Source organism: Bradyrhizobium yuanmingense, assembly GCF_900094575.1.
Taxonomy (GTDB): Bacteria; Pseudomonadota; Alphaproteobacteria; order Rhizobiales; family Xanthobacteraceae; genus Bradyrhizobium; species Bradyrhizobium yuanmingense.
In genome coordinates this window covers 146,735-161,335 of record NZ_FMAE01000004.1, presented here as the reverse complement: position 1 = coordinate 161,335, position 14,601 = coordinate 146,735, and the positions used below count along the sequence as shown (strand labels likewise).

Below are 14,601 nucleotides of genomic sequence, written 5' to 3'. Positions count from 1 at the left end.
CCGCCGTTACAGCCAACGATATCTGAGGTTGTCACACCGCCACTGCCACGACCGGCCCCCGGAAGACATCGTCGAACGCGAGCGCGCACTACACGAAAAGCATATCCTGGCGCTTTACGAGGTGATGGCGGGGAGGCGCTGGCGGCACTAGGATCTCACGCGGGGCCAGCTTGCATGGTCCCGATGTCCCCCGCCAACGCAGCGCGGCATCAACGGGGGACGCTATTCATCGCTAGACTCGGAGCGAGGCCCTTATGGCTGCAAACTGCTTGCGCGCTTTCTCAAGCTGCCTCCGGCTCTCCCGCTTGCGCGCCCGGTCCTGCGCAAAGCCGCTTTGGGGGCGAATCTCGGCATCCAGGTCTTCGATGACCGCTTTCGACATGTTGAAGCTCGCATTCAGCGTGTCGTAGCCGAGATCATCGACAAAGGTCTTGTGCTTAAAACCCAAATGCAGGGCCGCGGCTATGAGCATGCCGTTCGGCACATAAGCCGGCCCAAGCTTTCCGCCTTCGGGATAGGTACAAACATAGTTTTCAGCGATGTGCTTGAGCCGATAACTGCCTGTGCCGGAGCGGATGGTCTTGGTTGCCTTGACCCGCGCCAGCAAGGCCAGCGACCGCAAGAAGGCTTCCGCGGCATACGTGCCGAGACACTCCCGCCGGCACTCCAGGAATTCCGCATATTGCTGTTGCGGGGTTTGCCGCGAACCATCGACATTGCGCTGCGGACGCCCGAAGCCGATGCCGCGCATATTCAATCTTGGCGCACTGTCGAGCACGACTTGAATCGCCACTTGTGCCGTCGCCAGGTAAAAATGCGTCGGGTCCACCTCAAAGCCATGATGCTTGAGATAGGCTGAAAAGGGCGCTCCCGCCACCGTAACTGTGATGGGCGCCGACGCCTCGGCTGCCGCTCGCAGCGCAGCATAGGTGCGAAAGCCAAGCCCGCGGCCGAGCGCTTCGACCCGATGGGATGACTTAACGTGTGGAAGACTGGTGGTGAGTGCCGCCTTGATCCGTTCAATAGCTGGCAACGTCGCGGAAATACGAAGCACAAACATGTGCATCCTCCTTGCGGGCCATGCTGTTCGCCGATTACGCAGCAGCCCACGAGGTGAGATGCAGGATATGTGCGGTGTTGTCCCGAAAGGAGCGTTTGACCCGGCGACAGGTCGAAGGTGCCCTACCCCTAGATGCCTGAGTATCGCTGAGTCGCCCGTCTTTTTCAAATGCTAGCCGCTAACGTGGCATCAGGCCGCCAGCACCGCGCATCCAAGCGTGGTTGACTATATGGTCGGCATCCCCTGGCATTTCGGTGCATCGTCCAGCAAGGCGGCTCGCTGCTCGGGCGTCACGGCAGCCAACCTGTCAAAAGGACACACTGGTGAGCAGGCACACTGGGTTTACGGAGCGCGCAGGATCAAGAAAGTACCTAGGATGCGATGAGTGCGGCCATCGGTCGATCGTTGGTTACTATTCGTCGCCCTATGGCGCCGTGCTCGATGCCGCTGAAAAGGAGGGCCGTGGCAGCGTCGGTGTCCGCCCGGCCGCAGCTCAGGTTTCCTATCCGAAGATTTGAGTACATGCTCCTGTCGTGCACTCTCTTGCTGAGACAACGGTCAGCTCTTGGCCGGGCCAATCCGCTTTGGCCCTTTGTTCGAGCTTGATCTTTCAGTAACCGATGTCCACTTCCCCCGTTTTGCTCTAGCTGGCTTCGAACTCTCCAACAAATGGTTGGGCAAGCAATCGCGTGGCCAGCTCGGCATCTGGTCGGTAAAGCCCTCGACTTCCAGGCGCGGCCGTCGGTTTTTCCAACCGCAGCGGGTTTGTGATTACCCAACCAAAGACATTTGCTGGGCAGTCGCCCAGATCCAGGTGCGTCGAACGCCATACATCCCAACGCTCGCCATCGAGCGGCACGACATCGCGTAGACGGAATGCGCCGACAAAGCCGCCTGTGAACAGCGAGGTGAACCCAAATCGGCTGTAGCTGGCCTCGTCAAAGGTCTTTCCGGTGTGAAGCCAGACCCATCCGCGGTGCTGAGTGGACCATTGGCGTAGTTCCACTTTCTTCCGTTCAAGCAAGATCAGCTCCGCCCAGGGCTGACGGATGCTGAGACATGGCGCATCCGCCAGCAGGCGTCGCACCTCGCCAAAATCGCTAAACTCTGTCTTCACTTGTAAGTCCTGGTCCACTCTTTGGCAAAACGGCGATAAACGGCGAGCGCCTCTGCAGGCGTCATCTCACCACCAGCCCCCAGTGCGATCCGAGTCGCGGCAGGAACAGATTCCATGAAGTCGTAGACGTCGAAGCCCTTCTCCAGCAATCGTTCTGCAAAGGCCGAGTAGGACTCGTAGTGTACTCTTACGACCGGATCGCGTGCCACCCGTCCACCTCCATTGCTAAAATCGACGGCTGCGGCGCTATCGTCTGCCCCCAGCGCCGCCTTGCGGACCAGGCACGGAACACACGCGCCACAGGGTTCGCCGTTTTTCTTGCGAGGTTGGCCAGCCACGATGATCTTCGAGTTAAGGTACCAGCAGGATTCAGTCAGAGCGATAACCCTCTTGAATTGGTCCCTTGTAAGTCCACTTCTCAATCTTTTAACCGCTTCCCCCTTCGTCGTGTTCAGGAAGGGATTGCTCAGGTTGATGGTCCGCCCCCTGAGGATCTTGAACAGACTCGCAAGATGCCGATGCACGAGCGGATGAGCGTGTCGTGTGATCCTGTACAGATCAAGAGGTTCGACGGCTAAAGCTAGCGGCCCGTTTTCGAACTGAAACAGTGACTTGGAACAGGTGGCATCGGCAAAGAGAAGCGCAAGCGCCAGAAACAGGAAGGAGCGATACATGAATTGTCCGCCGACGCGGGGAGCTGTTTCCGAGACAGTCCAATTGCTGCCGATCTGAACCAGCCGACGAAATCCCATTTCTTTGGCAATGTTCTCCTGTTTCGTCCTGTTTCGCGCATAGTAAGCGACAAGAAGTGTCGTGTCGGCCTGCTCCATCAAGGTCGCCAATCCGGCGGTACTGTCGAGCCCGCCCGAGAAGAGCATCACATTTTCGATTGCTTGACCTCGCTTTGCTGTCTTCTTCGGCGTCGTCTTCTCCCACTCGCCGCCACCGAATACGAGATCAGCGGAAGTTGCTCTGGTTGTCCGTTTTGTGAAATCGAATACCCATTCGGCGTTGCCCTGAACCCGCAACACCGCGCTCAGCTCCCTTTTCGCGGCCGACGTCCACCGCGCGGGCTCCCGTAAGGACATCGTAACATGCACCTGCTTTACCCTGACTCCTGTGGTGCGCTTCGGCTGCCGGCGGTCGAACTCATGCACGGCGCGCGCGATTTCCAGTAGATCGAGCAAAGCCGGATGAGGGTGTCCTATTCTGTCAAGGTTATGCGCAGACCACGTGAGGGTCGCCAGGTCCAACTTCAGTGTCTTTTGAGGATCACGCGGCAACCGCATGGTGGCGACGATATCGACGGGAATCTTTCGCCTGGTCATTTTCCGCCCCCTGTATAGACAGAGAAGTCGTCCGCAATCGTCTGCATGATCTCACGGAAGGACACGCCCTTCCTGCGGCTGCGGTCGCTGAATTTATCCGTCCAACTCACCGCGATCTGGTTGCTTGCATCGCCGATAACAGCACGCGCTTCGGCGCTCAGTTTCAGAAGGTCGCCGCGCACTGCGTTCGCGATGAGTCCGCCTAGGAAAAAACCGGCTGTGTTCGCCAAAGGCTGCGCATTAAACTTGGCTCCGAGGTTTCTGATTTGCGTCTCATAATAGAGATCATGTCCATTGCTGACGGTTCGCATGAGAACATCCGTGACGGCGCGCCTCACGATCCGCTCGACGCGCTCATCCGTGTCGGGACTTTGACCGACATGGCAAATGACGTCAGCTAGGTCGGCCAGAGTGCCCTCAGCCGTCACGCCAAGTTTCTGGACTGCTGCGCTCAGCGCAGCACCGTCGCTCAAATCGGCCTCGATCGAGAGCAGGCCCTGATAGGAAGCTGAGAGCATCGGGTCCGACAGCATGGCGCGCATGAAAGCCGCACGGGTGCGGTCCTGCAGCATCTCGTAGATCTGCTTGCTTACCTTGGCCATTTCCGGGTTGGCATTAACGGCGCTCGTCAGCTTGTTGAGCTTCAAGATGCGCTCATACGCCGAGTCGCCTTTGCCTCCACCGACGCCTCCGGAGCCGCCTCCGCCGCCACCTCCTGAGCCGCCGCCCCGTCCACCACCACCCCCGGAGCCACCTCCTCCGAAGGATCCGCTGCCGCCGCCGAACGACCCGCTTCCCATCTACACGTCTCCCCGCCAATAGGCCGATGGATCGTGTGCGTCGTGCTCTTCGATCCAGACGGCCGACCAACTCAGCTCTCTGAATCGGGTCCAGCTTTCTTGATTGCCAACAGCTCCCGCGCTTGCCAGCCCCGCATGGCTTAGCGCGACCAAATGCTTATCGGAGTCGGACGCCACCTGGGCGAGCGGCTCGAACAATTGAATATTCCGGACGAGCAGCAATCTCATTCCCGCCAGGTCGCCTGCTCGCTCAAGCTCGCGGGCCGCCCACGCGCGGGCCTGTGCAGCATAGCGCTTTGCCCAAACGTGCGACTCCAGGAATTCGAGTTTCCGGAGACGGACAGCGAAGAGAGTGTGGTCGAAAGGCGTGTTCTCGTGCTGCACGGAGAGCCGGAACAGGCGCATTTCGGCAATGCGCTGGCACACTGCGTGGCCTGCTGAACGCGCGAGCTCAATCGTCCCTGTCAAATGGTCGCGTGCAGCCGCCCAGTCGCTCTCAACCTCGTCGAGCTTTGCCGTGCTGTAGGCTGCCTCGGCACCGAGTGAGTCGAGGCAGTGTCGGCGAGCAATATCGATGGCGCGTCTAAGATGCCGTCGCGCTTCGGCGCGCTCCGCTCCTGCGGAACGGAATGGTTCAAATTCGAACAAGCATTCAGCGAGGTTGCGCAGGGTGGCAACGAGCGAAGAGGCGACGGTGGCTTCGTTTTCCCGATTCAGCTCGTCCAGGATGGCTGTGAAGGTTACCCTTGTCCCCTCCGCGTCGTGGTTAAAATACAGGTTAAGCCGGGCAATATTGGCTTTCATATCGCGCGCGCGAGCGCGAAGCCGTGGATCCAGTGGAGATTGCGATTTCGCTTCCTGAATCTGTCTTAAGGCATCCTGGGCATGGCGCCACATTTTCTGCTGCGCTCCCGGCGTGCCTTCAGCCTTTGCGATTTCGGACAACAGTGAGAGGCGTGTTGTGTTCAGCAGAGGATCATCGGTTTGCACGGCATCGAGCCAAGGCAGGGCCTGCCGCAAGGTTTGCCGCTCAACGAGCGCGCTTGCGATCTCAAGCAACACCCGGGGGTCAATTGCGTCCCATCGATCCCTCGCAGACTCCAGGGAGCGCCCCAACCGAAGCCATTCGGCAGCGCCCCAATCGCTGGCAAAGCGGGTGGCGAACGCATTGACGAAGTCTACAAGTTCGATAGCGCCTGCCCCTGCCAGATCACGCACGGGTGCAAATATATCATCGCTTTCGATCAAGGCCGGTACGCTTCGGCGCGCTTCAAATGCGCGCTGATGGGCTCGTGCGAGCTCGTCGTCTTGGAGAGTGGAGCGAACAATATCCCTGACGCCGGGCGCAAGCACGATTCCACTAGGCATGTTGATCGTGAGGTCCGCGGCCATTTCCGCGCTAGCTTCGCCGGTGATCAGTGCGAGGGCCTCCCGCTTGGCGGGACCATCGAGGACGGCAAGGAGCGCAAGGGTCGCCGGATAGTTTTGGAGGGCATCGCGCGCGATTTGCATGGTGGCCTCCGTATCGACCCGATCAAGTGTCCAGAGCGGCCTTTGCTCCTGATTGACCGAGGCATAGCCAAGAACGATTGTCGCATCCGCGCCAGCCCCCTCGAAAATAGCCCATGCTGTGATGTCGCCGACATTCGGTGGCGAACTGAAAATCAGTGCGATATCGGGAATGCCAACAAGCGCCTCGAGGCCGTCGAGATCACGATTAGATAATTGCCGCAGCGCGCGGCCGATGACTGTCTCACGCTCAAGCCCGTCGAGCGCTGCCAGCATGGAGCTCGCCCACTCCGCGAGGCGGAGCGCGAAAGATCCTGTTTCCCTGAGGCGGACAAATAATGTCGGCCTGGGTGATTGCGCAGCAATGGCTCCCGCGATCTTGGCAAAAAGAGCGGCGAGCGCCGGTTCGTCAGTTCCGGCAACATCAACTCTGACCCGCCGATCCTGCGACCAGCGAGCGGCGGTTTGCGCCACGTCGTTGTCAGGCGGACCTAGTCCGACGCCCGGGTCGTCCGCCGCGACGCGTGTCAATTTTGCGGCTATCAGTTGCGGCAGTATATCAGCGCTACGCGGCGGGTTCGGGCCGACGACAGTGCTCCATACGGCCGGTGCAGCCCAGTCGACAAGGGAGGATGTGCCGCTCTGACGGGCCCGGCGCGCAGTTTTGCGTGCCGTCGCAGCGGCGAACTCAAGCGGTATCTTACCACTGAGGCTTTCGATCAGCGACGCGGCCACGATCTGGCCAAGCTGCGGCCTTATACGGGCTCGCATGGCAAGCATCGCCCTCGCGCCGCGTGTGGCGAGAATCCTGAATGCTTCGGGGCCCGCGGGCCCGGCATCATGGCTGGGCGCTTCACCAATCGAGCACGCAATGAATATCCAGGAAGCCGGAAATGGATTCTGGTTGGTCGCGTATCCGGCCAAACGCTCAAGCGGCAGCCAGCCGCCATTTTCCGGACCGACCCAGATAGCCGGCACTGAGCCCGCCCGCCCGTGACCGAAGTAGAATACCGCATGTGGGTCGGCATCTGCAAAGAAGTCACTCCGGTCTTTGTCAGAAGGTACGGCGACGAGGTCCAAGGTCGCGATAGCATCGGCGTCGGCAATGCGTGCCTTGACCTGAGCCGACGCGGAGAAAGCACTTTTCAGCTGTGCCAGCTGCTCGTCGCGCGCGAACGTCTTGTCGTTGCCCTCGTGCCCGACCAGCAGCGCTACCCTGAGCGCGCCCGTGCGGTCCGCTGGCGCCGCCGCTATTGTGCCATCGGCTCGAACAGGATGATAATCGAGGGCGCGATCAATGAACCCGCGCTCGAGCGCCTCCCACGGCATTTGGTCGGCAATCTTCCCGCCGGTGATCGACAGGATGCCACCCGCACGGCCCTTGGCCAGGACTGCAAGTCCCTGAACGACTTTTTCGATACCCTTGATCGCATCGATTCGGGCGCCAACGTTACTGTCGTAGAGGTCAAGGTTGCGCTTTCGCCACCACCACCATGCATCCAGATCAACCGGAGTCATATCTGGCTCGGGCCAGATGAGCTGCGACGACAACCACCTTTCGTCGATGTGTATCGAGCCCGCAGGAAAGGGCATGCACTGGGCCGCCCCTATTCGCGAAACAGTCTTTTAAGCCCGAGCAAAATGAGAGGCGCGAGGAGAGTCCAGGCGATCAGGGCGAGGCCGGATTCCCGTTCGTTCCAGATACCATACAATTTGAAGACATCGCCGAATGAGAAGACCCAAATCACGAAAGACAGCATTGACATGATGACGGCTGACCACTCGGCGGGAACGCCGGCGCTCCTGTCGGAGGTCATCCACCGCCGCAAGCCGAAGACCGCCACAAGGCATAGAATGGTCCATCCCAACCACCAAGCGCCGTCCAAAGGCGGAGGCCCCTGCAGGATGGCCTTGCCCGCTAGGTATGCTGCGACGACCTCCCCAGGGACAAGTTTGGCGGCCGCCAACGCCCACTTCTCCACGCCGCTCGCGCTGTCAGCCGCGTCCGGTCCCAGGCTCTTCTGATTGTCATGCCTTTCGATACGAAGTGGTGCACCCCGCATGTTCGCCCCCCTGCTTAGCCCTACTACTCTAAGTTGGATCGATGCTGGTGAAAAGAAATTTTACAGTGCCCCTGACCGACAGCGCCCTATGAGGACGGAGGAGCCGTGCCACTGGCAGAGACGACGCTGTTACAAAACCGTCACCATCTCGAATATCCATCTTGGTTCTCTCCAACAGGAGGGAAGAACCTGTCACGCCCGATCACGTTGCCACGCGCATGGTTATCGCCGATCCCGTGCCATGCCCCACTCTGCTAGTCGCAGTCGCATCCAGTCCGAGCTGTTTTCGGGTGCAATTCGAGCACACCGTCGGCCGCGCCCACGGGTCCTGCGATCAGGATGCTCCGGCCTGCCCAAGCTGGCTTTCCAGTTCATCCAATCGCTTGCGCGCGAGCTTGATCATTTCAACCGCCACCTTTTGCGAGTAGCAGGATCGGTCGCGTGGGCCATCGTAGATGACGAGACATATCGCGCCCTTTGGGATCGCCTCGCTCGTGAACTTGCAGGTGCGTCTTGCCTTTGCGATCTCGATTTCGGATCGCTTAACCATCTGTTTTGGGCGCGCCATTCCTCAGCTTCTCCCTTACGAGGCTCGATAGCCGGTCAGCAATATCCGGCGAGGCGTTGATTGCGCTCTCGAACTGTCCAATATTGGCAGACTGCCGTTGCCCGGATTCAACACCCATGACCTTGTTCTGCTCTGCGCTCGCGAGCCGGATCAGAATCTCCGAGTTGTGGTTTCCAGAAAAACACCGCAGAAGATCCCGGCCGCGGTGTTGCAGGCTGAGACGGTTCAGGATGGTGTCTGCGATGGATCGCGCCTCCTGCTGCAGCCGCCCTTTCAGCGCCTCACGGCGCTCCTGTGGCTGAATGACGGGGTTGAAGGCTGCCACCTGCCCTTCGGCCTGCGCCGCGGCAAGGCGCTTCCTGACGATCTCCTCGTCGAGCCCAAATTCCGTGGGTTCGAACCCCTTCTCGCGAATCGTTGCAAAGAGATCGCTGACCATCACGTCGTCGATCTTCTTGAGGTATCCCTTTCGGTGGTAGCTTTCGACGACTTCGTTCAGAATGCGCATGAAGGGGCGAAGAGTCATACGCGGGGATTGCTCTCCCTCCGCGTCGACCTCCAACTCCCCTTGCAAAAACTCGTGAAAGAACTCCTGATCGTCCTTGTCAAAATTGGTAAAGTCGCTCCACCAGCGCTCGTCGTTTAGACCGACATGCGACACGAGATACACGTGATTAGCCGGTGAATAAGGAACGTCGGGCTGCGCCAGGCGGAGAATCCGTCCGACAAACTGGACGTAAGGCGAAAGACTTCGGTACGGACGGAAAACCGCGGCGACGGACAGCGTAGGCAGGTCGTATCCTTCACCGAGAATGTTCACTTGGACGACTACATCCGTGACACCGCTACGCAGCGTGGCCTCGATCCGCCCGCGCTCTTCCTCTCTCAGTTGACTGTGCAGGACCTCGACTCGAAGGCCGTGTTCGCGATAAAGCGCGGCGACCTGCGTTGCGTGGCGAATGGAACACGCGACCGCGATCAGCTGGCGCGGCGAACCCAATGTACGCACATGATGGAGTTGCTGGACCGAGGCATTGACGATGCTGCGATTGCACTCCTCCGACGTCGCTACGCCGCGGCTGAACCAGTCTTTCTCCCGCATCTTCATGATTTCGTTGATGCCGAGCGTCTTGGTTTCACCCTCGACCGTGAAAGTTAGCTCAGTCGGTTTGACGAACAGCGCATCGATCTGGGAAATAAAGCCCATGATCATCGACCGGGCGTAACCGAACCGGTAGACTCTTTCGCCCGCGACCACCTGACCGTCGGATCGGAGCGGCGTGGCCGTGAACGACACCACCTTCGCCTCGTCAAAGTAAGCAAACAGACGCGTCCATGTGTCGGCGACGTTGTGATGTCCCTCATCCACGAGGATCATATCGAAATAGTCGTTCGGTAACGCCTCATACCACTTGTTTCGCGCCCCCGAGAACTGCTGAATATTGGCAACCACAATGTGTGCGGCATCGCAGTCGTGAATATTCGCACCCGTCTTGAGCTCCGACAGGTAAGGACCGTTCTTCGGAACGAACACGCCGCGCTTGCTGTAGAAACAGTTAGGGTTACTGACATTGAGTTCGCGCCGAATGTTCTCGCGAATCGTGAGGTTTGGCGCGATGATCAGAATGCGCCCCTGCGCAATCCCAAACGGCGTCAGCCCCATCAGACCCGTCTTGCCACACCCCACGGGTAGCTGGACGTAGCAAGGCTCCTTGCTATTTGCAAAATGCTCACGGATGGCAAAGTAGCCCTCGATCTGAGGCTCACGGAGAGACGCGTTTTGCCAGATACTGGCTTTTGTCTCGCGAAAGAATTGCTCGATTTCGGCGTTATCCATGCAGTGCCTGCCTTCCCCGCGCCGCGCGGCTCATGTGTTCGAGGAGACGGTCGTAGGACATCACGGTCACCCCGTCGGCGGACAGGGCGCGGTAGGTCTTGATCTGTTTGGGATCGAGCCCGGCGCGACGGCCAATGACAACGAAAGCCGCACACGCGGAATCGATATCTTTTAGTCCAAGTTCGCCGCGAGCGTATCCGACGTTGTCTGTGAGCCATGTACGCCAATCGCGGACCTGCTTGAGGGCTTCTGCAAGTTTCTTGGCCGGCAGGCCCGCCCGCGTCAGTGGCCTCTCCGCCGGGCTTTCCAGCTCGATCATTGTCCACTGGAATCCGATCGATGTAACGGTTGCGAGCAGGAAATCGGGCACGAATTCGGACCCGAGACGAGGCCGGTCGAGGCACCAGATCTTTCCTCCTGGCTGCGCAAGGGCAGCGAGCAACACGGGGAAGGACGCCAGGAACGTTTGCAGAGGGCGTTCATCCGCCGCATCGTCGAGCACGCGCTCGAAATCGTCGACGGTCTGCACGGAGGGTTCGCGGCCCGCTACGACTTCGCAATTTTCCCATTTTTCTAAGATGTGTTTACTCATATGATCAACGGTCCCCATCCCGCAATCGCAATATCTGTTCGTCGCATTCTCATGTGCTCGGCATTCTCGTCGCGGCCCGAATGCCGTCGAGCGCCTCATGCGCGCAGGTGAACGCGCAGCGGCTGATGAATATTGACCTCTGCCTCGTGCTCCAACTCAACAGCGACAGCAAAGCGTTGATGCGCAATTTCTTCTCCTGCCCATCGGCGCTCCGCAAACACGGCGAGATAATAGTCATCGCCATAACGGTCGACATTCTGATGCATCGTCATTGTCGATCTTTGCAGCGTACTCGTCCCCCGCAGGTCTCGAGACGGACCGAGCGGGCACTTCGCGGCCCCCGGCAACTTCTCGAACGGAGCTTCCTCCTTCGTCCGGTGCCTGAAATATTCAAAGATCGCGTCGGGCTGCATACCGCGGATGAGGTGATAGTTGAGACGTAGGCCGAGATATTCGAGCCGAGTGTGCCGGACCGGCGGATCGAACGCCAGGCTCACGCGGATATGCCGCTTGCCTTTGGTTGACTGAAACTCCTTCGGCAAAGGCACTCGGTAGAGCGCGAACTGGTCCGTCGCCAGTTCCTGTCGGTCAGCAATGAAAATCACACGTCGCTCTTCGGAATCCAGCGCCCGCGCAATATCAGGAACGCCATATCCCAAACAGGCGCGTTGGCCGTCGGGGCCGAGCTTCTGCAGACATTGCAGGGCTTCCGCGGGGGCGTTGGCCGAGAGCGCAAGCAAAGTGCGGATCATGTTGGCGGATGCCACCGGCATGGCGCGAAGCAGCAGAGCCGCCTTGTAGGCGATGCGAGGCGCCGCCATTGAAGTCCCGGTCGAGGAGGTCAGCAGGCCGTCGAGATAGTCTGGCCGCAACGTCAGCATTCCCGCGCTGGCGTATTGATCACCTGACACGATGCGTTGGGTCATGCCATCAAAGAGCACCGTGCCGCCGAAATCAACGAGGTCCGGCTTGATCGAATCGTTTGCTCCAGGCCCCGAACGGGTCACGGGGGTCGGCAGATTTAGCGATGTGACGGCCCTCAGCTCCGCGCCGCCCGAACCATCGGTCGGCAGGCCATTGGCGTGGGCGAGACTGCCGACTGTCAGTGCGATGGCCGCCGTGGCCGGGTCGACGATCCGATTTTCCGGAATGACAAGATAGTCCGGGTAGGTCCGCGTGATCTGTTCGGGTTCCTCTCCCCAGGGAGCGCGCTGACCCGCACTGGAGTTTCCGGCAGAGATTATGATGACAATGTCGAGCTCGCGAGCCAACGTATCGAGCGTCGCTGCCCAAGGCGAGACGCGACCGCCATCGTAGGGGATGCGGTGCGCATCTCCGAGCGCGATATTGACGATCCGACAACCGCGTTGATGAAGCAGCCGGATGGCCCGCTCCATTTGATCCGGAATCGTGTCGGTGTCGTCGAAACGACCCTCGTCATTTACGACCTTTGCCGAGATGATCCGCACGGGACTTTCAAAGATCCCGCGAGCGATGCATTCCCGGATGTCGCCGAAGGTGGCGATGCCCGCCACCTTCGTCCCGTGACCCCAAACGTCAGCCGTACCCAGTTTCTCGGGCACACCAATCGAATCGACGAGAGAGGGCACGATAAGCGGATGATCCGTGCTTCCACTATCGACAATTCCGATCAGTGGAGCATCCACGGCAGGCGCAGGCGCGGATACATCGTCAACTGTTACGACCGGCGGATCGCGTTCGCCGAGATCTGGAATCGGAGGAAGATCGACGCATGCAACCGCTGGCAATTCGATCAGGGTGCGCAAGACTGATCCGCGCATTCGCGCGCGCAGAACGATCAGGCCCGTTGAACCGATGTAGCGAGAGAGAATTTCACCGCCGGCCTTCTCGACATGCTCGACAATCTTTTGGACCCGGACCTGACGATCGAGCTGGGTCGGGGCGTCCCAGAGCTCGATGTCGATGGTGAAATTCTCGCGCGCGTCAAAATCTGCGGCTGATGATTTGCCGTCAGCGCGAAGCCGCGCACCGATACGATCGGAAGCCGAGAGGCTGCGGACGTCGTCGATCGCTGCGAAAAGCTGGTTGTAAGCCGGGTTCTTGGCGTCTCCTTGAACGCCTTTCTGATACTCACCCAATCGCTGGCGGAACGCCTTCAGCTCTGTATCATCGCTAAACAGCACGAGGATGCCGCCAGGCTCCTGGGCGAGGACTTTGAAGCCTGCGGTGCGCCACGTCTCCTCCTGGATCGGCGCGCTCAAGTGCACTTTCAGGATCAGCTCGGGATCGATGCCTTCAATCCTCGGAAGCGCCATTTGCTCTGCCGCGGCCGTATCAATTTGCGCGGTGATGCTCGCTGCATGGCTGCTTGCACTCCCTCGTACGGGAGGAGCTACCGGCGCGGGAACTCTGCGCCGGTCGAGCGTCTTGTCCAACCGCTGAAGCGGCAGATGCGGGAGCTTAGCCATTTCAGTTGTAAACTACAGGCCGCGGCGCGACGTCAGCCCTTTGCGACGCGTTTCTTGCCGGAGCGCAGCGGCGAATTCGGTCTCACTGATGGATTTGCGCTTCTTCAAGACGGCCTTCTTGATGGCATCGATGCAAATGCGTTCGATGTCCGCATAGGACATGCCGACCAGTTTGCTGACCGGCATGTCGAGATCGAACTGGGCAGGGAAATTGGCAAACTGACGTTTCAACAAGAGTGCGATCTCACGTTCGGTGGGAGGATCAAATGACAAAATATCGTCGAAGCGCCGCCAAAGAGCCTCGTCTAAGGACTGCGGCAAGTTGGTCGCGGCGATCACAAGGCCCGGCCCCTTGAATCGCTCGATCATGAGCAGCAGGCTGTTGACGACGCGGCGCAGTTCATTGTGCTCGGCTATATCGGTTCGCGTGCGCGCCAGGGCATCGAATTCGTCGAGAAACAAAATGCACGGCCTGCGTTCCGCAAACTCGAATAGTCGGCGCAGGTTGCTTGCGGTTTCGCCGAGCAGAGATGAGATGATGACGTCGATGCGTGCGCTGTAAAGCGGCAAAGACAGTTCACGTGCAAGGACCTCGGCACATAGCGTCTTGCCGCAACCGGCAGGCCCCGAGAACAATAATCGCGTCGAGACCGGCAGCCGATGACGGCGCAGCTCTTCCCTCCGCCGACGCTCCTCAATGAGGCCCTCGATCAGCGAACGTGTATCGGAGTTCAACACGATGTCATTGAGACCGCGAGAGACGGGAATTTCGTCTACGAGATCGGCGGCGGCATCAATCTGACTTGCGAGGGTTGTCAGCCCTGGCTGCGGGGCAGTCTGGTAATCCGCGCGTACATTGGCATCGAGTATCTTCCTGAGCGACTCGGCAAAGGGTTTTTTCCCCTGACTGGTCGCCTCGTCGATGATGCGAAGCGCCGCGGCCCGAAACTCCTGGTTCCGGCCAAAACTTGCGACGAGCTTCTTGATATGGTCCGCCTTGGCCATCCGCGTCTAACCTTGCCCCGATTCGTTGCCCGTATAGATTGTATCCCGACGCCCGTGACGTAGGGAGCCCGAAAATTCTGGCATGTTCAAGATGATGCCAACAGGAATTATCATGAAATTTCATATGCTTATTTTGAGTTGCATCGATTCAAGCTATCCCACCACCGTTCCAAATCGGGCCGAGGTTGTCGCCGGTCGCCGATCATCGGTCTGGTCGTCATTTGACGAAGAACTACTTCAACCACTGCGGGCTTTGCTCGTCGAGACAGGAA

General features: G+C 59.5%; 11 protein-coding genes. All 11 read right to left on the bottom strand.

All coding sequences use genetic code 11. From position 1 onward, the window contains the following. Positions 1 to 232: 232 nt before the first annotated feature. Positions 233 to 1,060, bottom strand: coding sequence for a hypothetical protein (locus GA0061099_RS39990; protein ID WP_141697603.1), 828 nt, complete (start codon positions 1,058 to 1,060; stop codon positions 233 to 235). A 643-nt stretch (positions 1,061 to 1,703) separates the two neighbouring features. Further along, the gene (locus GA0061099_RS14240) at positions 1,704 to 2,177 is read right to left on the bottom strand and encodes an ASCH domain-containing protein (RefSeq protein WP_074447849.1); all 474 of its coding nucleotides are present in this window, start codon (positions 2,175 to 2,177) and stop codon (positions 1,704 to 1,706) included. Next, entirely contained in the window at positions 2,174 to 3,505 is a 1,332-nt protein-coding gene (locus tag GA0061099_RS14235) for a hypothetical protein (RefSeq protein ID WP_074447848.1), read from the bottom strand. The genes GA0061099_RS14240 and GA0061099_RS14235 overlap by 4 nt, the downstream gene beginning before the upstream one ends. Further along, positions 3,502 to 4,152 carry a hypothetical protein gene (locus GA0061099_RS39985; protein ID WP_158644877.1) on the bottom strand — a complete coding sequence of 217 codons (651 nt, stop codon included), beginning with the start codon at positions 4,150 to 4,152 and terminating at the stop codon, positions 3,502 to 3,504. The genes GA0061099_RS14235 and GA0061099_RS39985 overlap by 4 nt, the downstream gene beginning before the upstream one ends. 153 nt (positions 4,153 to 4,305) lie before the next feature. After that, positions 4,306 to 7,365 (bottom strand): hypothetical protein, encoded by a 3,060-nt coding sequence (locus GA0061099_RS14225; protein ID WP_141697601.1) that lies wholly within the window; start codon positions 7,363 to 7,365, stop codon positions 4,306 to 4,308. Positions 7,366 to 7,421: 56 nt separating this feature from the next. Then, positions 7,422 to 7,877: a hypothetical protein gene (locus GA0061099_RS14220; RefSeq protein ID WP_074447846.1), complete on the bottom strand. Its 456-nt coding sequence runs from the start codon at positions 7,875 to 7,877 to the stop codon at positions 7,422 to 7,424. 334 nt (positions 7,878 to 8,211) lie between these two features. Continuing rightward, positions 8,212 to 8,445 (bottom strand): hypothetical protein, encoded by a 234-nt coding sequence (locus tag GA0061099_RS14215; protein WP_141697600.1) that lies wholly within the window; start codon positions 8,443 to 8,445, stop codon positions 8,212 to 8,214. Further along, entirely contained in the window at positions 8,420 to 10,282 is a 1,863-nt protein-coding gene (locus GA0061099_RS14210) for a DEAD/DEAH box helicase (RefSeq protein WP_074447844.1), read from the bottom strand. Before GA0061099_RS14210 ends, GA0061099_RS14215 begins: the two co-directional genes overlap by 26 nt. Continuing rightward, positions 10,275 to 10,874: a Shedu anti-phage system protein SduA domain-containing protein gene (locus GA0061099_RS14205; protein ID WP_158644876.1), complete on the bottom strand. Its 600-nt coding sequence runs from the start codon at positions 10,872 to 10,874 to the stop codon at positions 10,275 to 10,277. Before GA0061099_RS14205 ends, GA0061099_RS14210 begins: the two co-directional genes overlap by 8 nt. Positions 10,875 to 10,969: 95 nt before the next feature. Then, positions 10,970 to 13,171, bottom strand: coding sequence for a S8 family peptidase (locus GA0061099_RS14200; RefSeq protein ID WP_158644875.1), 2,202 nt, complete (start codon positions 13,169 to 13,171; stop codon positions 10,970 to 10,972). 165 nt (positions 13,172 to 13,336) lie between these two features. Then, on the bottom strand, positions 13,337 to 14,329 hold the full coding sequence (locus tag GA0061099_RS14195) for an AAA family ATPase (protein ID WP_074447841.1): 993 nt from the start codon (positions 14,327 to 14,329) through the stop codon (positions 13,337 to 13,339). Positions 14,330 to 14,601 lie beyond the last annotated feature (272 nt).